Source organism: Pseudomonas sp. 478 (assembly GCF_003254125.1).
Classification (GTDB): Bacteria; Pseudomonadota; Gammaproteobacteria; order Pseudomonadales; family Pseudomonadaceae; genus Aquipseudomonas.
Window position 1 is genome coordinate 648,912 of record NZ_QKZG01000001.1, and the last position, 24,477, is coordinate 673,388.

A 24,477-nucleotide genomic window follows, 5' to 3' on the forward strand; every position below is an offset into this window, starting at 1 on the left:
GATCTCCTTGTTATTTTTTAGGGGGTAACGCGATCACTCGGCCAATGTAGTGGGGGGCGGGAAGGTCGGTTTGCTCGACGACGATGGCTCGCAGCTTGCTCAAGGTGTCTTCGCTGAACGGTGCGGAGCGCGGCCCGGCAAGGTCGACGTGCAACAGCATTTGCTCGTTGCCTGCCAGCTCCTTGTCGTCGCCCACCCGATGCAGGCTGTGATAGAGGTGCAGGCGTTTGCTGTCGTGGCCGATGATTTGGGTGTGCACTTCGACGTCGGCGTCGAGCTTCACTTCGTGCAGGTAATTGAGGTGCAGTTCGAGGGTGAACAACGAGTTGCCGCTGGCTTCGCGGTTGTTGCTGTCCATGCCCAGACGATCCATCAGCGCGTCGGTGGCGTAGCTGAAAATCAGCAGGTAGAAGGCATCGCGCAGGTGGCCGTTGTAGTCGACCCAGTCGGGGATGATTTTGGTTTGGTAGGTGGTGAGGGTGGGCATGGTGTAGGTTCCAACATGAGTGGTGACTGGGCTGCCGTCTTCGCGAGCAAGCCCGCTCCCACAGGGGATCTGCTGGGTGACATAGATTGTATTCACACATCAAATCAACTGTGGGAGCGGGCTTGCTCGCGAAGGGGCCAGACCTGCTGGCCCATTAGCCTGGGGTTATTCGCTGAAGGCCATCCCATGCTTCTCTTTGGTGGTCTTCACCGCTTCCAGCACCGCCAGCAAGCAATCATCACGATAGCGCTCCAGCGCGGAAATGCTGTGCGTGCCCAACTGATCGCTGGTGCCATCCACCACATCATCAATCAACTTGTCGGTCAGCTCCGGCGCCGGCAGATACGTCCACGGCAACTGCAATGCCGGCCCGAATTGCGCCATGAAGTGCCGCATGCCCGCATCGCCACCCGCCAGGGTGTACGTCAAGAATGTGCCCATGAACGACCAGCGCAGACCCGCGCCAAAGCGGATTGCGTCATCGATTTCGCCGGTGGTCGCCACACCGTCGTTGACCAGGTGCAGCGCCTCACGCCACAGCGCTTCGAGCAAGCGGTCGGCGATAAAGCCGGGTACTTCCTTGCGCACATGCAGCGGACGCATGCCCAAGGATTCGTAGACTTTCATTGCTGCTTGAACCGCTTCCGGCGTGGTGTTTTTGCCGCCCACCACTTCCACCAGCGGCAGCAGGTAAACCGGGTTGAACGGGTGGCCGACGACGCAGCGTTCCGGGTGCGTCGAGCTCTCGTAGAACTCGCTCGGCAACAGGCCGGAAGTACTGGAACCGATCAAGGCATTGGGCTTGGCCGCCGCGCTGATTTTGGCGTGCAGCTCCAGTTTCAGGTCCAGACGCTCAGGGGCGCTTTCCTGAATGAAATCCGCATCGCGAACGCATTCTTCGATAGTGGCGACAAAGCGCAGCCGATCCTGCGATGCACCTCGCGCAAGGCCCTGTTTCTCCAAAGCGCCCCAGGCATTGGCGACGCGTTTGCGCAGCGCGGCTTCGGCGCCAGGCGCCGGGTCCCAGGCCACCACGTCGAGGCCGTGGGCGAGGGCGCGGGACACCCAACCGCTGCCGATGACACCGCTGCCCAGGGCGGCGAAGGTTTTGATTTCAGTGATAAAGCTCATGGTTACTTCCTGAATTTGGCTCGGAAAAAACTGTGGGAGCGACCCTGCTCGCGATGGCGTCGGTACATCCGATGCATCAATTGAGGCAGGTAAACCGCTATCGCGAGCAGGCTCACTCCCACAGGGGGAAAGTGTGTAAGGCTCAACCGCGCTTGGTCAGGCCCATTTTTGCCCGGCCTTCTGCCGGGGTCAGAACACGGGCGCCGAGGCGGCTGAGGATTTCGCTGGCGCGCTCGACCAGTTGGCCGTTGGTCGCCAGTACGCCCTTGTCCAGCCAGATGTTGTCTTCCAGACCGACCCGCACGTTGCCGCCCAGCAGCACCGCTTGCGCCGCCATCGGCATCTGCATGCGACCGATGCCGAAACCGGCCCACACCGCATTGGCTGGCAGGTTGTCGACCATGGCTTTCATGGTGGTGGTATCAGCCGGTGCGCCCCATGGGATGCCCAGGCAGAGCTGGAACAACGGGTCGTCGAGCAAGCCTTCCTTGATCAACTGCTTGGCGAACCACAGGTGACCGGTGTCGAAAATTTCCAGCTCGGCTTTCACGCCCAGTTCTTGAATGCGTTTGGCGCCAGCGCGTAGCTGGGCCGGGGTGGACACGTAAATGGTGTCGCCGTCGCCGAAGTTCAGGGTGCCGCAATCGAGGGTGCAGATTTCCGGCAGCAGTGCTTCAACGTGGGCCAGACGGGTCAGCGGGCCGACCAGGTCGGTGTTCGGGCCGAACTCCATCGGGTTCTCGCCCGCGCCGATTTCCAGGTCGCCGCCCATGCCGGCGGTGAGGTTGACGATGATGTCGACGTCCGCCTCGCGGATGCGCTCCATCACTTCGCGATACAGCGCTACATCACGGCTGAATTTGCCGGTTTCGGGGTTACGAACGTGGCAGTGAACGACAGTGGCGCCGGCCTTGGCGGCTTCTACGGCGGCTGCGGCGATTTGTTTCGGGGTGACCGGCACGTGTGGGCTCTTGCTGGTCGTGTCGCCAGCACCGGTGAGTGCGCAGGTGATGATGACGTCGTGGTTCATGAGGCGGTTCCTGTTCTTTATGGGAATGGCGGGCGTGATTAGTCGATTCGCAGCCCTGTCGGGCTGCGAGTCGGTGGTTCAATCGGGTTTATTTGGTGGTCAGTTTCAGGTTGTCAGCCGCCGGTTTGCCATCGAAGGTGGTCACGCCTTCGAGCCAGCGTTGCTTGTCTTGCGGGTGATCTTTCAGCCATTGCTTGGCCGATTCGAAGGCGTCCTTGTGATCCAGTAGCGGCTGCATCATCCGGCTCTCATCTTCGGCGGTGTAGGTCAGGTTGCTCAGCAAGCGACCGATGTTCGGGCATTGCTCGGCGTATTTCGGCGCGGTGACGGTCCAGACCGTGGCCATGCCTTCGTTCGGGCCAAGGGCGTCTTCGCTGCCAGTGAGGTAGGTCATCTTCACGTTGACGTTCATCGGGTGCGGCGCCCAGCCGAAGAACACCACAGCCTCTTTGCGTCGCACGGCGCGATCCACCGCCGCGAGCATGCCGGCCTCACTGGATTCGACCAACTGGAACTTGCCGAGGCCAAACTGGTTCTTGGCGATCATTGCCTTGATTTGGGTGTTGGCGCCCGAACCTGGCTCGATGCCGTAGATCTTGCCGCCCAGTTCCTTTTCAAACTTGGCGATGTCGGCGAAGGTTTTCAGGCCCTTGTCGGCGAGATACGTCGGTACGGCGAGAGTGGCGCGAGCGTCTTTCAGGCTTGGCGCCTCAAGCACCTTGACCTGATTGGCCGTGACGAACGGGGTGATGGTCTGGGTCATCAGCGGGTTCCAGTAACCCAGGAACAAGTCCAGGCGCTGGTCGCGGATCCCGGCGAAGATGATTTGCTGGGACGCGCTGGTTTGTTTGGTGTTGTAGCCGAGGCCATCGAGCAGGACTTGGGTCATGGCACTGGTGGCGATCACGTCGGTCCAGTTCACAACGCCCATGCGTACGTTCTGGCATGAAGCAGGTTCGGCCGCCATGACGCTGGCGCTCAAGAAAGCGGTACCGCTGAGTGCAAGAACACAGCTGCTGATCAGTCGTTTCATCTCAGGTTTCCTCGGCAGTTCGTTATTGTGGGTCCGGGCGTCTTCGTGCGCCGGTGATGCCCAAGTTACGCAGCTAAGGCCCTGTGAAAACGCACTGCGGCGACCAGCTCTTGCACTGCGGCGACCTGCGCTCTTGAATGCCGCGCGCAAGTGGCGTATCAACGTCCACACGCTTCCCGCCCTCTCGTTTCCTGCCAGTCGAGTGCGCTCCATGTCCCAGGATTTCTACTTCTTGTTGATGCCGGGTTTCTCGGCGATTGGATTTATCTCGGCCATCGAGCCGCTGCGGGTCGCCAATCGCTTTCGTGGCGAGCTCTATCGCTGGCATGTGCTCAGCGCGGACGGCGGGGCGGTACTGGCCAGCAATGGCATGTCGGTCAACGCCGATGCGGCGCTGGAGCCGTTGAAGAAAGGCGCTACCTTGCTGGTGGTCGCCGGATTCGAACCGCTGAAGTTCACCACTCCGGCCCTGGAGCACTGGTTACGCCGCCTGGATAACGAAGGCGTGACCCTCGGCGCCATCGACACCGGCAGTTTCATCCTCGCCGAAGCCGGGCTGCTCGACGGCCATCGCCTGACCCTGCACTGGGAAGCCATCGACGCCTTCAAGGAGTCCTACCCGCAGCTGAGCGTCACCCAGGAGCTGTTCGAGATCGACCGCCGACGCATCACCTCCGCCGGCGGTACCGCTTCCATCGACCTGATGCTCGACCTTATCGCCCAGGCCCACGGCCCGGAACTGGCGATCCAGGTCAGCGAACAATTCGTACTCGGCCGTATCCGCCCGCGCAAAGACCACCAGCGCATGGAAGTCGCCACGCGTTATGGCATCAGCAACAAGAAACTGGTGCAGGTGATTGGGGAGATGGAGCAGCACAGCGAACCGCCGCTGAGCACGCTGGAATTGGCAGAATCGATCAAGGTGACACGACGGCAACTGGAGCGATTGTTTCGGTTGCACCTCAATGACACACCGAGCAACTTCTACCTGCGCTTGCGGCTGGAAAAGGCCCGGCAGTTGCTGCGCCAGACCAATATGAGCGTGTTGGAAGTGAGTATTGCGTGCGGGTTTGAATCGCCGTCGTATTTCACCCGCAGCTATCGGGCGAAGTTTGAGCGATGTCCGCGAGAGGACCGACGACGGTTGGGGGATGGCCGGGAGCTTGTTTGATGAGGGGCTTGGGCCTGACACAAAACCACTGTGGGAGCGGGCTTGCTCGCGAATGCGGTCATTCATGCAACATTAAGGTCGACTGAGACACCCCATTCGCGAGCAAGCCCGCTCCCACAGTTTTGATCTGCTGTGGGTGTTACTTCTTCATCAACGCCGAGCAGGCCGCTTTGTACGCCTCGTGCTGATACTTGTTCAGCGTGGCCGGCAGTTCGAAATCGAATTTCTTGTTCTGCGCATTGATGGTTTGTGGCGACAGCAGCGTGACCTCGCAATTTTCCAGCAACTGGAAAACACCCTCGATCTTGAACGTGGTCGGCCCACCGGCAAACTCGCCTTTCTTGCTGCGCTTCTTGATCGCGATTCGGTCGATGGCGTTCTCGCGCACAAACGACGCCACCTGAGCGGCAAAGACTTTGACGTTCGCGGCTTCGTCGTCATCGTCTAGGGCGATTTTCTTGGTGTTCAGCGGGATGTGGCTCAGGACCTGATCGTCGAGGGAGGCCACAGCAATGATGGCTTCGCTGCCTTTGATTTCGATGCCGCAGATTTTCATTTGAATCCCTTTACTGGCTGATAGCGTGCAGCTTACAGCTCAAGTTGATCGGCGTTGATGCCAAAAGCCGCGGCAATTTTCTCACGCGTCGCCTTGCGAGGCTTGGCGACGGTCTCTTGCTGGGCGAAGGCCGGTTGGGAGATGCCCATGCGTTTGGCCACTTCATCCTGGGTAAGGTTCAGATGTTCGCGCCAGGCGCGAATTGGCGTTGCGCCGTCGACGATACGGCTGACCACCTCGTGGGGAATAAGATCGGGCTCAATTCTCTGCGCCACATATTGCGCGTAGGGAATGACCACGAACGCAGGGTTTCCATCTGCGTCATTGATGATTTGAACGTCAGTAGGTGCGCTCATCGCGTTTTTTGTCTCTCGAATATAAGTCTTTTATAAGATTACGAATCTTTACTTATATTTCGCTATCGGCCAATTAACGAAGCATGTCGGGATGTTGCCCCGACCACAACATCAGTCCTGCCCAATCGACTCCAAAAACTCCGACCGCTCGTCACTCATCCGCGCCACGCAATCATTCTGCGCAATCGTGAACGCCTTGCTACCGGCTGTCGCCGGGAACGCTTCAACCGCGCAATCCGCATCCCGGGTCTTCAGCCACTGCTGTTGAGCAGCCTTGAGCTTGGCGGTGATGTCGGTCAGTTGCGCCGGGCTCTTGCCGTAGAGCGTCTGCATGCGCTCGTTCAGGCTTTTGTAGTTTTCGCTCAGCAGGTCTTCGGCGGTGGTTCTGCTGTAGACCGAGCATTCCAGGGTTTGAACCTCGTTTTCGACTTTGTCGCAGGGGTTATCGTCGGCTTCTTCAGCCGCGTGTACGCCGGTCGCTATCAGTGCCAAAGCCAGGAAGATCGATTTCATTGCGCCGCCGCCCGTTTTTCCAGTAAAGCATCCAGTAATGGCGCGAATTCTGGCCCATGCGCAGGTCCTTGAACAGGTGGCTCATGACGTCCGGCAACGACCCTTTGTCGCGGATTGACGCTTTCGGCAAACCCCCTGTCGTTTTTGCACCCGGCTGCCCCCTCCCTCAGGCATATGCTGGCCCCAAAGCGCCGGCACACGATTCGGCGCATGAATCGCTAATAGGGGACAGCCTGATGAGCCCAGCCGAATTGCACGCCGACAGCATCGTTATCGACGGTCTGATTATTGCCAAGTGGAACCGTGAGCTGTTCGAAGACATGCGCAAGGGCGGTCTGACCGCGGCCAACTGCACCGTCTCGGTGTGGGAGGGCTTCCAGGCCACCGTCAACAATATCGCCGCCAGCCAGAAGCTGATCCGCGAAAACAGCGACCTGGTGATTCCAGTGCGCACCACCGCCGATATCCGCAAGGCTAAAGAACAAGGCAAGACCGGCATCCTGTTCGGCTTCCAGAATGCTCACGCCTTTGAAGACCAGATCGGCTATGTAGAGGTGTTCAAGCAGCTGGGCGTCGGTATCGTGCAGATGTGCTACAACACCCAGAACCTGGTTGGCACCGGTTGCTACGAGCGCGATGGCGGCCTGTCGGGTTTCGGTCGTGAAATCGTCGCCGAGATGAACCGCGTCGGCGTCATGTGCGACCTGTCCCACGTCGGCTCGAAGACCTCCGAAGAAGTCATCCTCGAATCGAAGAAGCCGGTCTGCTACTCCCATTGCCTGCCGTCGGGCCTGAAAGTCCACCCGCGCAACAAGTCCGATGAAGAACTGAAGTTCATCGCCGATCACGGCGGTTTCGTCGGCGTGACCATGTTTGCGCCATTCCTGGCCAAGGGCATCGATTCGACCATCGACGATTACGCCGAAGCCATCGAATACACCATGAACATCGTCGGTGAAGACGCCATCGGTATCGGCACCGACTTCACCCAGGGCCATGGCCAGGACTTCTTCGAATACCTGACCCATGACAAGGGCTACGCCCGCCGCCTGACCAGCTTCGGCAAGATCATCAACCCGCTGGGCATCCGCACCGTCGGCGAATTCCCGAACCTGACCGAAACCCTGCTCAAGCGCGGCCATTCCGAGCGCGTGGTGCGCAAGATCATGGGCGAGAACTGGGTCAACGTCTTGAAGGACGTCTGGGGCGAGTAAGCCACAGCACCTCTGAATCCTTTCCCCCGGCCGTCCGCGCCGGGGGCAACACCAAAATTTTCTGGAGTTAAGTTTCCATGGCCAAGATCGCCCCGCAATTGCCAATCGAAGTCGACAGCGAAACCGGTGTCTGGACCTCCGACGCCCTGCCAATGCTGTACGTACCGCGTCACTTCTTCGTCAACAACCACATGGGCATCGAGGAAGTGCTGGGCGCCGACGCCTACGCCGAAATCCTCTACAAGGCCGGCTACAAGTCCGCCTGGCACTGGTGTGAAAAAGAAGCTGAATGCCACGGCCTGGAAGGCGTTGCGGTGTTCGAACACTACATGAAGCGCCTGTCGCAGCGCGGCTGGGGCCTGTTCAAGATCCAGGACATCGACCTCGACAAAGGCACTGCCAGCGTCAAGCTCGAACACTCCGCATTTGTCTACGTGTACGGCAAGGTCGGGCGCAAGGTCGACTACATGTTCACCGGTTGGTTTGCCGGTGCTATGGATCAGATTCTGCAAGCCCGCGGCAGCAAGATCCGCACCGTTGCCGAACAGGTTTACGGTGGCTCCGAAGAAGGCCACGACGACGGCCTGTTCACCGTCAAGCCGTTGTAAGTCGAGGAACCCGCCATGGCTTTCGAAGCAATGTTCCAGCCGATCCAGATCGGCAAACTGACCATCCGCAACCGCGTGCTCAGCACCGCGCACGCCGAGGTTTATGCCACCGACGGCGGCATGACCACCGACCGGTACGTCAAGTATTACGAAGAGAAAGCCAAGGGCGGGATCGGCCTGGCGATTTGTGGTGGTTCCTCCAGTGTGGCCATCGACAGCCCGCAAGGCTGGTGGAAGTCGGTCAACCTGGCCGACGACCGGATCATTCCACACTTTCAGAACCTGGCCGATGCCATGCACAAGCATGGCGCCAAGATCATGATCCAGATTACCCACATGGGGCGTCGTTCCCGCTGGGACGGTGAGCATTGGCCAACCCTGCTGTCGCCGTCGGGCATCCGTGAGCCGGTGCACCGTGCGACCTGCAAAACCATCGAGCCGGAAGAAATCTGGCGGGTGATCGGCAACTACGCCAGCGCCGCGGCGCGGGCCAAGGCCGGTGGCCTGGACGGCGTCGAGCTGTCCGCCGTGCACCAGCACATGATCGACCAGTTCTGGAGCCCACGCGTCAACAAACGTACCGACGAATGGGGCGGCAGCTTCGAAAACCGCATGCGTTTCGGCCTGGAAGTGATCAAGGCTGTGCGCAAGGAAGTCGGCCCGGATTTCTGCGTCGGCATCCGTCTGTGCGGTGACGAGTTCCACCCGGACGGCTTGTCCCACGAGGACATGAAGCAGATCGCCAAGTACTACGACGACACCGGCATGATCGACTTCATCGGCGTGGTGGGTTCGGGTTGCGACACCCACAACACCCTGGCCAACGTTATCCCGAACATGAGTTATCCACCGGAGCCGTTCCTGCACTTGGCGGCCGGTATCAAGGAAGTGGTGAAGGCCCCGGTGCTGCACGCGCAGAACATCAAGGACCCGAACCAGGCGACCCGTATTCTGGAAGGCGGCTACGTGGACATGGTCGGCATGACCCGCGCCCATATCGCCGACCCGCACCTGATTGCCAAGATCAAAATGGGTCAGGTCGACCAGATCAAACAATGCGTCGGCGCCAACTACTGCATCGACCGTCAGTACCAGGGCCTGGACGTGTTGTGCATCCAGAACGCCGCGACCTCCCGTGAATACATGGGCGTACCGCACATCATCGAGAAGTCGACCGGTGTGAAGCGCAAGGTTGTGGTGGTCGGTGCCGGTCCTGCCGGGATGGAAGCGGCGCGCGTGTCGGCCGAACGTGGCCACGACGTGACCCTGTTCGAGAAGAAAGAATTCATCGGCGGGCAGATCACTACCGCGTCGAAAGCTCCGCAGCGCGACCAGATCGCCGGTATCACCCGCTGGTTCCAGCTGGAATTGGCGCGTTTGAAAGTCGACCTGCGCCTGGGCGTGGCCGCCGATGCGGCAACCATTCTCGACCTGCGTCCGGACGTGGTGGTGCTCGCCGTTGGCGGTCATCCGTTCCTGGAGCAGAACGAGCACTGGGGCGCGGCTGAAGGCCTGGTGGTCAGCAGCTGGGACATCCTCGATGGCAAGGTTGCACCGGGCAAAAACGTGCTGGTCTACGACACCATCTGCGAGTTCACCGGGATGTCGACCGCCGACTTCCTCGCCGACAAAGGCAGCCAGGTCGAGATCGTCACCGACGACATCAAACCCGGCGTGGCCATCGGCGGCACCTCGTTCCCGACGTACTACCGCAGCATGTACCCCAAAGAAGTGATCATGACCGGGGACATGATGCTGGAGAAGGTCTACCGCGAAGGCGACAAGCTGGTGGCGGTGCTGGAAAACGAATACACCGGCGCCAAAGAGGAGCGGGTGGTGGACCAGGTCGTCGTCGAAAACGGCGTGCGTCCGGACGAAGAAATCTACTACGCCTTGAAGGAAGGCTCGCGCAACAAAGGCCAGATGGACATCGAAGCCCTGTTCGCGATCAAGCCACAACCTTCGCTGAGCCAGGCGGGCGACGGCTACTTGCTGTTCCGCATCGGCGACTGCGTGGCGCAGCGCAACACCCACGCGGCGATCTACGACGCGTTGAGGCTCTGTAAGGATTTCTAAGGCTTGCACATAACCCTGTGGGAGCGGGCTTGCTCGCGAAAGCGGCGGGTCAGACGACATCGATGTTGAATGTCAGTCCGTCTTCGCGAGCAAGCCCGCTCCCACAGGAACCGAGTAAGGCATCTCGACCTGCAAGACCCCGAGGTCTTTGGGAGCTCCACCATGTTGAACACCCTTCTTCCAATCCTGTTGTTCGCAGCCCTGGGCCTTGCCGTCCTCGGCGCGTTGCGGCGGGTGGCTATGTGGCGCCGAGGCCGGGCTTCGAAAGTCGACCTGATCGGCGGCCTGTTCGCCATGCCCAAGCGCTACATGGTCGATTTGCACCATGTCGTCGCGCGGGACAAATACATCGCCAACACTCACGTCGCCACGGCTGGCGGTGCGGTGGCGTCCATTGTGCTGGCGATCCTGGTTCACGGCTTCGGCTTGCACAATCGCATTCTCGGTGTTGCCCTGTTGATTGCTTCGGCGGTGATGTTCGTCGGTGCGATTTTCATGTTCCTGCGTCGTCGCAACCCACCGGCTCGCCTTTCCAAAGGGCCATGGATGCGTCTGCCGAAAAGCCTGTTGGCGTTCTCTGCGAGCTTCTTCCTGTTGACCCTGCCGGTCGCCGGCATCCTCCCGGAAAACTTCGGCGGTTGGGTGGTAGCTGCGATCCTCGGCGTCGGTGTGCTGTGGGGCGTTAGCGAACTGTTCTTCGGCATGACCTGGGGCGGGCCGATGAAGCACGCCTTCGCCGGTGCCTTGCACCTGGCCTGGCACCGTCGCGCCGAACGCTTTGGTGGCGGCCGCTCCACCGGTTTGAAACCGCTGGACCTGAGCGATCCAACCGCGCCACTGGGCGTGGAAAAACCCAAGGATTTCACCTGGAACCAACTGCTCGGCTTTGACGCCTGCGTGCAGTGCGGTAAATGCGAAGCCGCGTGCCCGGCGTTCGCCGCCGGTCAGCCGCTGAACCCGAAAAAGCTGATTCAGGACATGGTCGTCGGCCTGGCCGGCGGCACTGATGCCAAATTCGCCGGTAGCCCTTATCCAGGCAAGGCGATCGGCGAACACGCCGGTAACCCGCATCAGCCGATCGTCAACGGTTTGGTGGACGCTGAAACCTTGTGGTCCTGCACCACTTGCCGCGCCTGCGTCGAGGAATGCCCGATGATGATCGAGCACGTCGACGCCATCGTCGACATGCGCCGTCACCTGACCCTGGAAAAAGGCGCGACCCCGAACAAGGGCGCCGAAGTCCTCGAAAACCTGATCGCCACCGACAACCCTGGCGGCTTCGCCCCGGGCGGGCGGATGAACTGGGCGGCGGACTTGAACCTCAATCTGATGAGCGAGAAGAAATCGGTCGACGTGCTGTTTTGGGTCGGCGACGGTGCCTTCGACATGCGCAACCAGCGCACCCTGCGCGCCTTCGTCAAAGTGTTGAAAGCGGCCAAGGTCGACTTCGCGGTACTGGGCCTCGAAGAGCGCGACAGCGGTGACGTAGCCCGACGTCTGGGCGACGAAGCGACCTTCCAGCTGTTGGCCAAACGCAACATCCAGACCCTGGCCAAATACAGCTTCAACCGCATCGTCACCTGCGACCCGCATAGCTTCCACGTGCTGAAAAACGAGTACGGGGCCTTCGACGGCAACTACGTCGTGCAGCACCACAGCACCTACATGGCAGAAATCATCGGCGCTGGCGCCCTGAACCTCGGCCAGCACAAAGGCAGCAGCGTGACTTATCACGACCCGTGCTACCTCGGCCGCTACAACGGCGAATACGAGGCGCCGCGTGAAGTGCTGCGCGCCCTTGGGATCGAGATCAAGGAAATGCAACGCTCCGGTTTCCGCTCGCGCTGCTGCGGCGGTGGTGGCGGTGCGCCGATCACCGACATCCCGGGCAAGCAACGGATCCCCGACATGCGCATGGAAGACATCCGCGAAACCGGCGCCGAACTGGTGGCCGTGGGTTGTCCACAGTGCACCGCGATGCTCGAAGGCGTGGTCGAACCTCGGCCGCTGATCAAGGACATCGCCGAACTGGTGGCGGACGCGTTGCTCGAAGACGCTGCCCCGAGCAAGCCGACCAAACCGGCCCAACGTGAACCTGCGGAGGCCCACTGATGAGCGACATTATCCGCCGCGACCCACGCGCCGAATGGATCGCCCGTAACCGTCTGCACCCGCTGCACGCGGCCATGCAACCGGCGCAGCACAGCTGGATGGGGCCTAACGGCGTCATCCGCAAGAATCCCCATGGCATCGGTTTTATCGGTCCCAACGGGATCAAGCGAATCGACCGCAGCGGCGGTCAACAGGGCGGGGCGACTAAACGCTCGGCCGCGGTTGAAGTGCAATTGCCGCTGCATCAAGTGCCGCAACCGGCGTTTTACATCAACGTGGTGCCGGACATGGTCGGCGGCCGCTTGAGCAGCCACGACCGCGACTTGCTTGGCCTGGCTCATCAGTTGGCCGGCAAGGACGGCGCGGTATTGGCCGTGGTCTTTGGCGAACACAAAGAAAACGCCTTCGCCACTGCTGGCGTCGATCGCTTGCTGGTGCTGGATGGCGAAGAATTCAGCGGTTATGCACCGGAACAACGGGTCCAGGGTTTGCGGGCTGTGGATAACCAGTTCAGCCCGCGTCACTGGTTGCTGCCGGACAGCCGCAGCGGTGGTGGTGAATTGGGTCGACGCTTTGCCGCCGCGCTGGGCGAACGCCCGGCCACGCGGGTCTGGCAGGTCAAGGATCAGGAATGCATCGGCCGCGCCGGTGCCGGTTTGCAAGACCTTGCGCGCCCGGTGGCACGCTTGATTCTGGCTGCCGTCGAATGCGCCGAACCTGTGAGCGAAACCCGTCACGAAGCCTTGCCGGTGGAGTTATCCACAGCCGTGGCGCGCAGCTTGTCGCGCATCGAGGATCTGGGCGCGGTGGCAGTGGACCCGGCGGCGATTCCGATGGCCGAAGCCGAGTTCATCTTCTCCGGCGGCAACGGGGTCAAGGACTGGGGACTTTTCCACAGGACCGCCGAAGCGCTGGGTGCTACCGAAGGCGCGTCCCGCGTGGCGGTGGACGATGGCTTCATGGCGCGCGACCGTCAGGTCGGCGCGTCCGGCACCTGGGTCACCGCACGGGTTTACGTGGCGGTGGGGATTTCCGGGGCGATCCAGCATCTGCAAGGCATCGGTGCCTGCGACAAGGTGGTGGCGATCAACCTCGACCCTGGCTGCGACATGATCAAACGGGCCGACTTGTCGGTGATCGGCGAGAGCGCCGAGATTCTTCAAGCCTTGATCGATGCGGTAGAGGCTTACCGCAATGAAGCCAAGCGCGATGCGGCTTAAGGGAAGGAAAGGGTTATGAGCACGAAAATCATCAGCCTGGTGTCCATCGGCGCCCACCCGACCTCCGGCCGGCCACGTCGCGCGGAACAGGATGCGCGGGCGGTGGAGCTGGGCTTGCAACTGGCTGGGGATAACCTGCAAGTGCTGCATGCCGGCGACGTCGCGGAACCGGCGTTGCGCGCCTATTTGGGCATGGGCCTGGAACAGCTGCACGTGCTGGAGCAACCGGAAGGCGCCGATGCGCTGCCGGCATTGACTGCGTATTTGCGTGACGCCGGGGCGCAGGTCGTGCTGACCGGCAGCCAGGCGGAAACCGGTGAAGGCTCGGGCATGTTGCCGTTCCTGCTGGCCGAAAGCCTGGGCTGGCCATTGGTAGTCGGGCTGGCTCAAGTTGAATCCATCGACGGTAATTCGGCGCTGGTGCTGCAAGCCTTGCCTCGTGGTCAGCGCCGTCGGTTGAAAGTGCGGCTGCCGTTCCTCGCAACTGTGGATAACGCTGCTCCGAAACCTCGGCAGAGCGCCTACGGCCCGGCTCGACGCGGGGTGTTGCAGGCGGATGAAGTCGAAGTGATCGACGACGCACTGCTGGCGGTCGCCACGCTGCAACCGGCCAAGCCACGGCCTAAACGCTTGAAGGTGATCAAGGCCAAGAGCGGCGCGGACCGGATGAAAGCCGCGACGGCCAAGGCCAGCGGTGGCGGCGGCCAGGTGCTTAAAGGCGTGACTGCGCAAGCAGGTGCCGAGGCGATCCTCAAGTTGCTGATCGAAGAAGGCGTAGTCCGCTAACGAATACCCAATACAGATCTAATGTGGGAGCGGGCTTGCTCGCGAAGAGGGCGGTTCAGTCGACATTGATGTTGTCTGACACACCGCTTTCGCGAGCAAGCCCGCTCCCACAAGGAATAACAAATGACCGTTGAATTTCGTTCGGCTCTGCGCGCGGATGCGCGGGAGATTGCTCGTTTGTTCCAGATTTCATCAGAGGGCGCTGCAGATTACATCTGGAGCCAACTGGCTCAACCCGGTCAGGATTTACTGGACGTGGGCGCCAGTCGTTACGCCCGTGACGACGTAGATTTTTCTTATCAGAACTGCCTCATCGCCGAGGTGCAGGGAAACGTCATCGGCATGATGCACAGCTACGTGATGCGTCACGACCCACTGGCGCCTCCAGTGACCGATCCAGTCCTGGCGCCGTACGCCAAAATGGAAATCCCCGACACCCTCTACATCTCCAGCCTGGCGCTGCATGAAGGCTGGCGAAACCAGGGCCTGGGCAAGCAATTCCTCGCCTACGCTTACGACCGTGCCAACCAGCTAGGGCTCAATGGCTTGAGCCTGATCGACTACGCGGTGAACACTGGCGCCCGCCGGTTTTACGAGCGACATGGCTTTCGTATCGTCGATACCTGCCAGATCACGCCCCATCCGATGATTCGGGTCACGGGTGAGGCCTATCTGATGTATCGGCCCTGATGAGCTACATTTTTCTATGAGCTGGCTTTCCATGAGCAGGGCGGGGTGGCAGCAGCGCTAATTCCTCACACTCGTTTTCAAGAATGGGTTGAACATGGGAGCGGTCAGTCGACGTGAGACCTGTCTGATCTGTGGCGTGATGCTTGTTGTGTTTTTTCTGGTGGTAACCACGCGTTCGATAGCGGGTACCAGAAAGGAAGATCCGGATTTTTACAAATGGCTGGAGTCTGAACAGGGGCAAAAAGCCTCCCTGGCGCAGATCAAACAGCAATGCGACAAGGTGCTGGATGTTGAAAAGAACCTGAATTGTTCAGTGTCCGTTTTCTCCCGAATGTTCGAGGCCAAAACCGCAAACCTGATCCCCGAGTACTATCTGGCGATCAAGCGTCGTCATGCTCAGGCAATCGCGAATGACCCTGAGCTCAACGCGATGTTCTCCATGTTCGGCAGCGAATCCCTCGCGACCCTGCGCAGGCTCGGCGATTTTTCGGTGACAAGAACCAAGCGACACGAGGTGCTGGCGATTCATCCTTACGCCAGCGACAGTCACGGCACTGACGAGGTGCTGCCGTACCTCGATGTCAAAGCGGCCAATGGTGTCTCGTCGCGCTTCATTCTGGACACCGGTGCACCGCAAACGCGGGTCAACAACGACACCGCGAAGCTGATGGGCATCAGGTTATTAACCGACTCTCACTATGGCTACAGCACGTTTTATGGCGAAAGTGACCTGTCTGCCCAACTCGGGATCTTTGAGTCTTTAAAGATAGGTACAAGCGAGTTCAGAAACGTCCTGGTGTTTGTCAGCGACCGGGAAAACTTACTGGGGCTTGATCTGATCGGTAAGTTGGGGCGTTTGAAGGTCACCAAAAAGACACTGGAGGTTAACGCCGAACCTCCCGCGCGATGCGATTCGCCAATTAGCTACGCGCGCATGGACATTAATCAACGACTGACCATTGCCGCACGCCTGGATCGTCGGGCCACGCCGGTGATTATCGACACGGGCAATGTTGATTACCTGACGTCGTCCTCGCCGGGCAACTCATCCGTTCATGTCACCGATGAGCCTCGTTCCCAAACCTTCAAGGGTGAATTGAGCCTGGCGGGCCATATCCAATCGATCACCTACAACTACTACCCGGACTTTACGATTCCTGCGTCGTTATTGCGGGGTCAGTACGTGCCTTCGCTTTTGCTTGGGTGGGGGGCATTCAATGATTATGAGTTGAATCTGGATATCGACTCGGGATGGTCGTGTTTCAACAGGACCTGAATCGTGGTTACCCACAATCCCTGTTAGTGTTTCTGTGGATAACATGTTCGCCCATCGCTACACCCCATACAAACCAAGCCCTGCAACCCTTCGTACAAAAAATAACCAGCCTAACTTGCGGTTTTTCCAGGCTTTTTCCAGAGGATAACTTTGTACGCGAACGAATACTTGCCCCCAATCTCTGTTAGCGCATCTGTGGATAAGATGTTCGCTGTCCTCTGCAGGCCATATAAAACGGGCCTGTCAGGCGACTGATCAAAAAACGATCAAATCATCGTTTTAAGCCGGTAAACCTCGCGCAAACCCCGATTTATCGCGGCTTCCAGCGGTTTTCCACAGATCCGCCCAAGTTGCCCCCAAAGTCTGTTGGCGCTTCTGTGGATAAGGTGTTCGCCATCCTCTGCAAGCCACGTATAACGTGCCTTTCAAGCTTTCGATCAAAAAACAACCAATCGTTGCTCAAAACCCTGCTTCTGGATAAGTCACGGATTTTCTTCAGTTTCTGTGGAGAAAGTTTCCACGAAATCCACACTTGTCCCCAATAGCTGTGGGTGGAGATGTGGATAACTTGTTTGCTAAAGGCTGGGAGCCATGTGGCATATAGGCCTGAACGTAATAGATCATATTTCGTACAGTTCTATAGGGGGAGAAGGTTTTGCGGGAGAGGGATGCAGTGACTGGGAGGGCGCTTTCGCGAGCAAGCCCGCTCCCACAAGGGATCTTCAGTGCGTCATAGATCCAGTGTGGGAGCGGGCTTGCTCGCGAAGCTTTTGACGTTAGCCTTGAACAGGTACGCCTTTGAGGTAAGGCGCAGGTTCCGCGCCCAGGTTGTTCAGCAAACGCTCGCTGTACCAGTCCACGAAGTTCACCACGCCAAACTCATAGGTCTTGGAGTAAGGGCCTGGCTGGTAAGCCGTGGAGTTGATCCCGCGCTGGTTCTCTTCGGCCAGGCGACGGTCCTGGTCGTTGGTCGCATCCCAGACCTGGCGCATGCGCTCCACGTCGTAGTCCACGCCTTCGACCGCGTCCTTGTGGACGATCCACTTGGTGGTGACCATGGTTTCCTGCGCGCTGATCGGCCACACGGTGAACACGATGATGTGGTCGCCCATGCAGTGGTTCCAGGAGTGCGGCAGGTGCAGGATACGCATCGAGCCCAGGTCCGGGTTTTTGATCCGGCCCATGAGTTTGGCGCAGCCTTGTTTGCCGTCCAGGGTCATCGACACGGTGCCTTTGAGCAGCGGCATGCGCACGATGCGGTTACGCAGGCCGAAGCTGGCGTGGGCGTAAGGAATCTTCTCGGCTTCCCAGGCAGCGGCGGAGGCGGCGACGTGGTCCTTGAAGGCCTGGTCGGCACGCGGGTCGGTGACGTCGTCCCATTCCAGCAGGGTTTTCAGCAGTTCCGGGTGCGACGCGTTGCAGTGGTAGCACTCGCGGTTGTTTTCCAGCACCAGTTTCCAGTTGGCTTTCTCCATCAAGGTGGTGGTAATCGCCACCTTGGTGTTTTCCATGTCGTACGGTTCCATGTAATGGTTCAGCGTCGACAGGAAGTCATCAATGGCTGGCGGGTTCTCCGACAGGCTGATGAAGATGTAGCCGCCGGCAGTCTTCACGTTTACCGGTTTGAGGCCGTATTGCTTCATGTCGAAGTCGGCGCCCATTTCGGTGCCGGCGAACAGCAGGCGGCCGTCCAGCTCGTAGGTCCACTGGTGGTAGTGGCAGACCAGTTTGGCGACCTTGCCTTTTTCACTGGTGCACAGCCGTGAACCGCGGTGGCGGCAGACGTTGTGGAACGCATGGACTACGCCGTCTGCGCCGCGAATCACGATGATCGGGTTCTTGCCGACTTGCAGGGTCAGGTAGTTGCCCTTGGTCGGGATTTCGCAGGTCATGCCGGCGATCAACCACTCTTTCTGAAAGATTTCCTGCATGTCGATATCAAACAGCCGCTCGTCAGAGTAAAACGGCTGCGGCAGCGAGAAAGTGCGCTCGCGCTCTTGCAGCATCTGCGCGGTGGCCTTGCGTGCGGGTTCCAGCGGATCGCCCAGGCTCAGGGTAGTGGTGACGTCCATCATTTAATCCTCAAGGCCATTCTGTGTGGCCGGCGAAAGTGGCTATGTAGCCGGTGTAGCGGGGTTGGGCGGGCAAGTCCGGCGCATGAAGTCCTGATCCTGCGTTGCCGCTCCTCCCCATAGCTAGCTATGAGTCGTCGCGGCGCCTTGGCTCAGAACTTCACGCATCCGAACCTGCTCCACCCAACCCCGCTACACCGGCCACCGGTTTGCTACGCAAGGTGTAAAGGTTGTGTCTTGGTATGGAGCGAGTGTGGGGCCGGCGCTAGCCAGAACCTTATCCATGGGCGACATGGCCCAATCTGTTCCCGACGCGCAACCCCCGGTAGATGTGGGCTGGTCGCGATAAGTATGTGAATGTCGCAGATAGGTAAATGGGTGGTTCGCACGTTACGCAGAATCGCCAACATAAGGCCGACCATCGGCGGTGGAGAACAGCATGTCCAACAGCTTCCTGAATCCGGTAACCACCCAGACCTGGGCCAATGGTCGACACATCGTCCGTTGCGTCAAAGTCATCCAGGAAACCTGGGATGTGCGCACCTTCTGCTTTATGGCTGACCAGCCAATCCTGTTCTTCTTTAAACCGGGGCAGTTTGTCACCCTGGAGCTGGAAATCGAAGGGGTGCCGATCATGCGCTCCTACACCATTTCCAGCTCGCCGTCGGTGCCGTACAGCTTTTCGGTGACCATCAAGCGTGTGCCGGGCGGCAAAGTGTCGAACTGGCTGCACGACACCCTGCACGAAGGCCAGGAGCTGGCGGTGCACGGGCCGGTCGGGTTGTTCAATGCCATGGACTTCCCCGCGCCGAAGGTGCTGTACCTCAGCGGTGGCGTCGGTATCACACCGGTCATGTCGATGGCGCGCTGGTTCTACGACACCAACGGCAACGTCGACATGGTGTTTATCCACAGCGCCCGTTCGCCCAAAGACATCATTTACCACCGCGAGCTGGAACACATGGCGTCGCGGATCGATAACTTCAGCCTGCACCTGATCTGCGAGAAACATGGTCTGGGCGAGCCGTGGGCCGGTTATCGCGGGTACCTGAACCACAAGATGCTCGAGCTGATGGCGCCGGACTTCATGGAGCGCGAAGTCTTCTGCTGCGGCCCGACGCCGTATATGAATGCGGTCAAGCGCATGCTCGAAGCGGTCGGCTTTGACATGGCGCGTTATCACGAGGAATCCTTCGGCGCTACGCCAGCGGAAGCCCGTGCCGATGCGGTGGAGCAAGCCGAAATCGCCGCTGATGCACCGGACATCGACATCGCAGACCTGCACCAGGTGGAATTCACCGCGTCCGGCAAGAGCATTCGTGTTGCACCGGGTGAAACCGTGCATGCGGCGGCTGCCAAGCTTGGTTTGTTGATTCCGAAGGCTTGCGGGATGGGGATCTGCGGGACGTGCAAGGTGATGAAGCTGGGTGGCGAGGTCGAAATGGATCACAACGGCGGGATCACCGAGGAAGACGAAGCGGAAGGGTTTATCCTTTCGTGCTGCAGCGTGCCGAAGGGCGACGTGCGTATCGAGTTCTGAACCTGTGGGAGCGGGCTTGCTCGCGAAGACGGCGGCACAGTCAACATTGATGTCGCCTGACACACCGCTTTCGCGAGCAAGCCCGCTCCCACAAGGGTTTCTATTTCAGTCCACAAACAGGTCTGGCATCAGCTTGTCGTCGGTGCCGGGCTCAAAGCGGTAGTGATCGAATTCGGTCACGCCATGCTCCCGCAAAATCTCCTCATCAATCAGCAATCGCCCGGTAATGCGGCGACCGCTGCTGCTCAGAATCGCGTAAGCAGCGTCCGCCATAATCGCCGGCGTGCGCGCATGCTTGAACGACTCGCGTGACCCGAGCTGAAATTCGATGGCAGCGGTGGCAATCATCGTCTGTGGCCACAGCGAATTAACGCTGATGCCATAACTGGCAAATTCCTCACTCATGCCCAGGGTCAGCATGCTCATGCCGTACTTGGTCACCGTGTAGGGGCTGTACTGGGCAAACCATTTCGTCGCCAGGTTCAGCGGTGGCGACAGGTTAAGAATGTGACCATTGGTTTTTTTCAGATAGGGCAGGGCAGCCTGACTGCACAGGAGCACGGCGCGGGTGTTGATCTGGTGCATCAGGTCGAAGCGCTTGAGTTCGATGTGTTGAACCCCGGTCAACTTGATCGCCCCGGCATTGTTGATCAGCGCATCAATGCCGCCGAAATGCTCGTTGGCCTTGGCCAGTGCCTCACGCACCGCGACTTCATCACGCACATCCACCTGCAAGGCCAACGCTTGACCACCGGCAGCTTCAACTTCCTTGGCCACGCTGAAAATCGTGCCAGGCAACTTGGGGTGCTGCTCGGCGCTTTTCGCGGCAATCACAATGTTGGCGCCGTCGCGTGCGGCGCGTAGCGCGATCTCACGACCAATCCCGCGGCTGGCGCCGGTAATGAACAGGGTTTTGCCTTGTAAAGACATGCGTGCGCTCCTGATTATTGTTATCTGACCGACTCGCCACTCAATGTAGACCAAGTATTTGCGGCGAAAGTGCGTGCCTAAAGGCCAGTCAGTCAGGAGCTGAAAGACGCGATCCTTGTGGGAGCGGGCTTGCTCGCGAATGCGGTGTGTCATTCAACATAGGTGTTGACTGACCTGACGCCTTCGCGAGCAAGCCCGCTCCCACAGGGTTTCATTTCAGCTCGGAGGTTAGCGGGACATGACTTCGCGAATATCCGCCGCCAATTCGCGTACGCGTTCTTCTTCGGTGTCCCACGAGCACATGAAGCGTGCGCCGCCGTTGCCGATGAAGGTGTAGAAGCGCCAGCCCTTGGCCGTCAGTGCGGCGATGGCCGGTTCCGAGAGTTGCAGGAACACACCGTTAGCCTGCACCGGGAACATCAGTTCCACGCCAGGAATATCGCTGACCAGTTCAGCCAGCAGCTGCGCGCAGTGGTTGGCGTGTTTGGCGTATTTGAGCCAGGCGTCGTTTTCCAGAATCCCGACCCACGGCGCCGACAGGAAGCGCATCTTCGAGGCCAGTTGACCGGCCTGTTTGCAGCGGTAATCGAAGTCTTCAGCCAGTTTGTGGTTGAAGAACAGAATCGCTTCCCCCACCGCCATGCCGTTTTTCGTGCCGCCGAAGCACAACACGTCGACGCCGGCCTTCCAGGTCAAATCAGCCGGCGTGCAGCCAAGGAAAGCGCAAGCGTTGGAGAAGCGCGCGCCGTCCATGTGCAAGTTCAAGCCGAGTTCTTTGCAGGTGGCGCTGATGGCGCGGATTTCTTCCGGGGTGTAGACGCTGCCGACTTCGGTCGCCTGGGTCAGGGTAACTACACGCGGTTTCGGGTAGTGGATGTCCTGGCGCTTGAGCGCGATTTCGCGGATCGATTCCGGGGTCAGCTTGCCGTTTTCAGTGCGGGCGATGAGTAGCTTGGAACCGTTGGAAAAGAATTCCGGTGCGCCGCATTCGTCGGTTTCGACGTGGGCGGTTTCCGAGCAGATCACGCTGTGGTAACTCTGGCATAGCGACGACAGGGCCAGGGAGTTGGCCGCGGTGCCGTTGAAGGCGAAGAACACTTCGCAGTCGGTTTCGAACAGTTTGCGGAAATCGTCGGACGCACGTGCGGTCCATTCGTCGTCGCCATAGGCGCGTTGGTGGCCGTGGTTGGCCTGTTCCATGGCAGCCCAGGCTTCAGGGCAAATACCGGAATAGTTGTCGCTGGCGAATTGTTGGCTCTTATCGGTCATGGCCCTGCTTTCCGTGATCGAGGCGCTTATGGTGAAGAGCCTCGTGGTCAATGATGGTGCGCACTTTACCGAAGATCATCCGGGGAGCACACGCGATGCGTCTGACAGAAAAATACAAAGACGACGGGCAATTATGCACATGACGCAAAGGGATGGGGCACTGGATCTGCTCAAGTGGCTGGCGCTGCTGTGCATGGTGCTCGATCACCTGCGATATGTCGGTTATTCCGTCGATATTCTGTATGTGCCGGGACGGTTAGCGTTCCCGTGGTTCTGTTTGGCGATGGCCGCAAACCTGGCGCGGGCCCGCGTGGTGACGACCGAGGGCCAGTGGCGTTATCTGGGGTGGTTGCTGCTGTTTAGCGCCATCAGCGAAATTCCCTACAGGATGTACATTCCTGATCCCGACACCTTGAACGTGCTGCCCACGTTGGCGCTGGGATTGCTGGTGGCCCGTGGCTGGCAGGACCGAGCCCTGCAAACGCGACTGTTGGCGGCAGGCGCCTTGCTGCTGGCGGCGCTGTTTGCGCCGCGACTGATGTTCGGCTTCTTCGGGGTACTGTTGCCGCTGGCGATGTTGCTGGTGATCGGACGTCCCTGGTACTTCAGCCTGTTGCCGGGGCTGGTGTGCCTGGCGGCCAATCAGTGGCCAGTGCTGTATTCCTCCGCGCAGTTTCACAATATTGAAGCCATCCTCGGCATCGCCGCTTGTCTGATTGCGCCATTGCTGGGGCTGCTCTTGTTGCGACAGGCAAACGGCTTCCAGCCACCGCCAATGCGCCGTTGGGCGTATGCGCTGTATCCGCTGCATTTCCTGCTGCTGCTGGCAGTGCGACAGGTCATCGCCTGACCCTGTGGGAGCGAGCCTGCTCGCGATGGCGGCAGCTCAGGCAACATCAATGTTGAATGTGAGACCGCTATCGCGAGCAGGCTCGCTCCCACAGGGGATCTTCGTTGGTTCGAAGGTTGTGTCCGGCCAGCCATTTCGATCCATGTCGTAAACGCACCTTTGCGTGGCGTCCGTAGGCATTTGGCCTGTCTGCGCCGGTCATACCATCGCATTCAAAGGGCACTGTCGAAACACCAGTGCCTTACCGAGACGAATGGCGCATAGATGCCGCTGGGAGAGACGCGATGTTCAGCAAGCAAGACCAGATCCAGGGTTACGACGATGCACTGCTGGCGGCGATGAATGCCGAGGAGCAACGCCAGGAAGATCACATCGAGCTGATCGCGTCCGAGAACTACACCAGCAAGCGCGTGATGGAAGCGCAAGGCAGCGGCCTGACCAACAAGTACGCCGAAGGCTATCCGGGCAAGCGCTACTACGGTGGCTGCGAGCACGTCGATAAAGTTGAAGCGCTGGCCATCGAACGCGCCAAGCAATTGTTCGGTGCCGACTACGCCAACGTGCAGCCGCACTCCGGTTCTTCCGCCAACAGCGCCGTTTACCTGGCCCTGATCCAGCCGGGCGACACCATTCTCGGCATGAGCCTGGCTCACGGCGGTCACTTGACCCACGGCGCGAAAGTGTCGTCCTCGGGCAAGCTCTACAACGCCGTGCAGTACGGCATCGACACCAAGACCGGGTTGATCGACTACGACGAAGTCGAACGCCTGGCCGTTGAGTGCAAGCCGAAAATGATCGTCGCCGGGTTCTCGGCTTACTCCAAGACCCTCGACTTCCCGCGTTTCCGGCAGATTGCCGACAAGGTCGGTGCGCTGCTGTTCGTCGACATGGCTCACGTGGCCGGTCTGGTCGCCGCTGGTCTGTACCCGAATCCGCTGCCTTATGCTGACGTGGTCACCACCACCACCCACAAGACCCTGCGCGGTCCACGTGGCGGGTTGATCCTGGCCAAGTCCAACGAAGAGATCGAGAAAAAGCTCAACGCCGCGGTATTCCCCGGCGCACAGGGCGGCCCGCTGATGCACGTCATTGCTGGTAAAGCGGTGTGCTTCAAGGAAGCGCTGGAGCCTGGTTTCAAGGCCTATCAGCAACAAGTTATCGACAACGCCCAGGCCATGGCCGGCGTATTTATCAAACGCGGCTACGATGTAGTGTCCGGCGGCACCGATAACCACCTGTTCCTGGTCAGCCTGATCCGTCAGGGTCTCACCGGCAAAGAGGCGGATGCAGCACTCGGTCGCGCCCACATCACCGTGAACAAGAACGCTGTCCCGAACGATCCACAGTCGCCGTTCGTGACCTCCGGCCTGCGCATCGGCACCCCGGCGGTGACCACTCGCGGCTTCAAGGTTACCCAGTGCGTTGAGTTGGCCGGCTGGATCTGCGACATCCTCGACAACCTCGGCGACGCCGACGTCGAAGCCAATGTTGCGCAGCATGTTTCGGCCTTGTGCGCGGACTTCCCGGTTTATCGCTGAGCGCGGTTTTGGAGTAAAT

General features: G+C 59.8%; 22 protein-coding genes and 1 pseudogene. 12 read left to right on the forward strand and 11 right to left on the reverse strand.

What is annotated here, in order from left to right:
• Positions 1-10 precede the first annotated feature (10 nt).
• The 4 genes from DFS28_RS03180 to choX form a co-directional block, all read right to left on the reverse strand.
• The gene (locus tag DFS28_RS03180) at positions 11-487 is read right to left on the reverse strand and encodes a thioesterase family protein (RefSeq protein WP_111448523.1); all 477 of its coding nucleotides are present in this window, start codon (positions 485-487) and stop codon (positions 11-13) included.
• 165 nt (positions 488-652) lie between these two features.
• Positions 653-1,618, reverse strand: coding sequence for an L-carnitine dehydrogenase (locus DFS28_RS03185; RefSeq protein WP_111448524.1), 966 nt, complete (start codon positions 1,616-1,618; stop codon positions 653-655).
• A 142-nt stretch (positions 1,619-1,760) separates the two neighbouring features.
• Positions 1,761-2,648: a 3-keto-5-aminohexanoate cleavage protein gene (locus tag DFS28_RS03190; RefSeq protein WP_008151915.1), complete on the reverse strand. Its 888-nt coding sequence runs from the start codon at positions 2,646-2,648 to the stop codon at positions 1,761-1,763.
• Positions 2,649-2,736: 88 nt separating this feature from the next.
• Positions 2,737-3,681, reverse strand: a complete 945-nt coding sequence (choX, locus tag DFS28_RS03195; protein ID WP_111448525.1) for a choline ABC transporter substrate-binding protein — start codon at positions 3,679-3,681, stop codon at positions 2,737-2,739.
• Positions 3,682-3,892: 211 nt separating this feature from the next.
• On the opposite strand from choX, the gene DFS28_RS03200 reads away from it, so the two are divergent.
• The gene (locus DFS28_RS03200) at positions 3,893-4,852 is read left to right on the forward strand and encodes a GlxA family transcriptional regulator (protein WP_111448526.1); all 960 of its coding nucleotides are present in this window, start codon (positions 3,893-3,895) and stop codon (positions 4,850-4,852) included.
• A 139-nt stretch (positions 4,853-4,991) separates the two neighbouring features.
• On the opposite strand, the gene DFS28_RS03205 is transcribed toward DFS28_RS03200, so the two are convergent.
• From DFS28_RS03205 to DFS28_RS03215, 3 genes are all read right to left on the reverse strand, one after another.
• The gene (locus DFS28_RS03205; RefSeq protein WP_111448527.1) at positions 4,992-5,408 is read right to left on the reverse strand and encodes a DUF3010 family protein; all 417 of its coding nucleotides are present in this window, start codon (positions 5,406-5,408) and stop codon (positions 4,992-4,994) included.
• Between the two features lie 32 nt (positions 5,409-5,440).
• Positions 5,441-5,764, reverse strand: a complete 324-nt coding sequence (locus DFS28_RS03210) for a helix-turn-helix transcriptional regulator (protein ID WP_111448528.1) — start codon at positions 5,762-5,764, stop codon at positions 5,441-5,443.
• Between the two features lie 111 nt (positions 5,765-5,875).
• The gene (locus DFS28_RS03215; RefSeq protein ID WP_111448529.1) at positions 5,876-6,277 is read right to left on the reverse strand and encodes a lysozyme inhibitor LprI family protein; all 402 of its coding nucleotides are present in this window, start codon (positions 6,275-6,277) and stop codon (positions 5,876-5,878) included.
• Between the two features lie 236 nt (positions 6,278-6,513).
• Here DFS28_RS03215 and DFS28_RS03225 point away from each other — a divergent pair, with 236 nt between their 5' ends.
• The 8 genes from DFS28_RS03225 (at position 6,514) to DFS28_RS03265 (ending at position 16,259) form a co-directional block, all read left to right on the forward strand.
• Complete coding sequence (locus tag DFS28_RS03225) at positions 6,514-7,491, forward strand: dipeptidase (protein WP_007907542.1); 978 nt, start codon at positions 6,514-6,516, stop codon at positions 7,489-7,491.
• A gap of 77 nt (positions 7,492-7,568) precedes the next feature.
• Positions 7,569-8,099, forward strand: coding sequence for a DUF5943 domain-containing protein (locus DFS28_RS03230; RefSeq protein ID WP_008033249.1), 531 nt, complete (start codon positions 7,569-7,571; stop codon positions 8,097-8,099).
• A gap of 15 nt (positions 8,100-8,114) precedes the next feature.
• On the forward strand, positions 8,115-10,175 hold the full coding sequence (gene dgcA, locus DFS28_RS03235) for a dimethylglycine demethylation protein DgcA (protein ID WP_008008115.1): 2,061 nt from the start codon (positions 8,115-8,117) through the stop codon (positions 10,173-10,175).
• Between the two features lie 162 nt (positions 10,176-10,337).
• Complete coding sequence (gene dgcB, locus DFS28_RS03245) at positions 10,338-12,287, forward strand: dimethylglycine demethylation protein DgcB (RefSeq protein WP_111448531.1); 1,950 nt, start codon at positions 10,338-10,340, stop codon at positions 12,285-12,287.
• The gene (locus DFS28_RS03250; protein WP_111448532.1) at positions 12,287-13,507 is read left to right on the forward strand and encodes an electron transfer flavoprotein subunit alpha/FixB family protein; all 1,221 of its coding nucleotides are present in this window, start codon (positions 12,287-12,289) and stop codon (positions 13,505-13,507) included. Before dgcB ends, DFS28_RS03250 begins: the two co-directional genes overlap by 1 nt.
• A 15-nt stretch (positions 13,508-13,522) precedes the next feature.
• Positions 13,523-14,293, forward strand: coding sequence for an electron transfer flavoprotein subunit beta (locus DFS28_RS03255; protein ID WP_111448533.1), 771 nt, complete (start codon positions 13,523-13,525; stop codon positions 14,291-14,293).
• Positions 14,294-14,416: 123 nt separating this feature from the next.
• Positions 14,417-14,983, forward strand: coding sequence for a GNAT family N-acetyltransferase (locus tag DFS28_RS03260; RefSeq protein WP_008153507.1), 567 nt, complete (start codon positions 14,417-14,419; stop codon positions 14,981-14,983).
• A 94-nt stretch (positions 14,984-15,077) separates the two neighbouring features.
• Positions 15,078-16,259 carry a retropepsin-like aspartic protease gene (locus tag DFS28_RS03265; protein WP_111448534.1) on the forward strand — a complete coding sequence of 394 codons (1,182 nt, stop codon included), beginning with the start codon at positions 15,078-15,080 and terminating at the stop codon, positions 16,257-16,259.
• A gap of 776 nt (positions 16,260-17,035) precedes the next feature.
• On the opposite strand, the gene gbcA is transcribed toward DFS28_RS03265, so the two are convergent.
• On the reverse strand, positions 17,036-18,331 hold the full coding sequence (gbcA, locus tag DFS28_RS03270) for a glycine-betaine demethylase subunit GbcA (RefSeq protein ID WP_111448591.1): 1,296 nt from the start codon (positions 18,329-18,331) through the stop codon (positions 17,036-17,038).
• Positions 18,332-18,770: 439 nt separating this feature from the next.
• Between gbcA and gbcB the strand changes: the two genes are divergently transcribed.
• Positions 18,771-19,871: a glycine-betaine demethylase subunit GbcB gene (gene gbcB, locus DFS28_RS03280; protein ID WP_111448535.1), complete on the forward strand. Its 1,101-nt coding sequence runs from the start codon at positions 18,771-18,773 to the stop codon at positions 19,869-19,871.
• Between the two features lie 105 nt (positions 19,872-19,976).
• Here gbcB and DFS28_RS03290 read toward each other — a convergent pair whose 3' ends face one another.
• The 3 genes and pseudogenes from DFS28_RS03290 to DFS28_RS03300 form a co-directional block, all read right to left on the reverse strand.
• Positions 19,977-20,801, reverse strand: a complete 825-nt coding sequence (locus tag DFS28_RS03290) for an NAD(P)-dependent oxidoreductase (protein ID WP_111448536.1) — start codon at positions 20,799-20,801, stop codon at positions 19,977-19,979.
• A 109-nt stretch (positions 20,802-20,910) separates the two neighbouring features.
• A pseudogene (locus tag DFS28_RS30700) lies at positions 20,911-21,006 on the reverse strand (metal ABC transporter ATP-binding protein); the annotation flags it as partial.
• A gap of 23 nt (positions 21,007-21,029) precedes the next feature.
• Complete coding sequence (locus tag DFS28_RS03300; RefSeq protein ID WP_111448537.1) at positions 21,030-22,070, reverse strand: low specificity L-threonine aldolase; 1,041 nt, start codon at positions 22,068-22,070, stop codon at positions 21,030-21,032.
• 133 nt (positions 22,071-22,203) lie between these two features.
• Here DFS28_RS03300 and DFS28_RS03305 point away from each other — a divergent pair, with 133 nt between their 5' ends.
• Both DFS28_RS03305 and glyA read left to right on the forward strand, forming a co-directional pair.
• Entirely contained in the window at positions 22,204-22,920 is a 717-nt protein-coding gene (locus DFS28_RS03305; RefSeq protein WP_111448538.1) for a TraX family protein, read from the forward strand.
• Between the two features lie 284 nt (positions 22,921-23,204).
• Positions 23,205-24,458, forward strand: coding sequence for a serine hydroxymethyltransferase (gene glyA / locus DFS28_RS03310; RefSeq protein WP_111448539.1), 1,254 nt, complete (start codon positions 23,205-23,207; stop codon positions 24,456-24,458).
• The last annotated feature ends 19 nt before the right edge of the window (positions 24,459-24,477 follow it).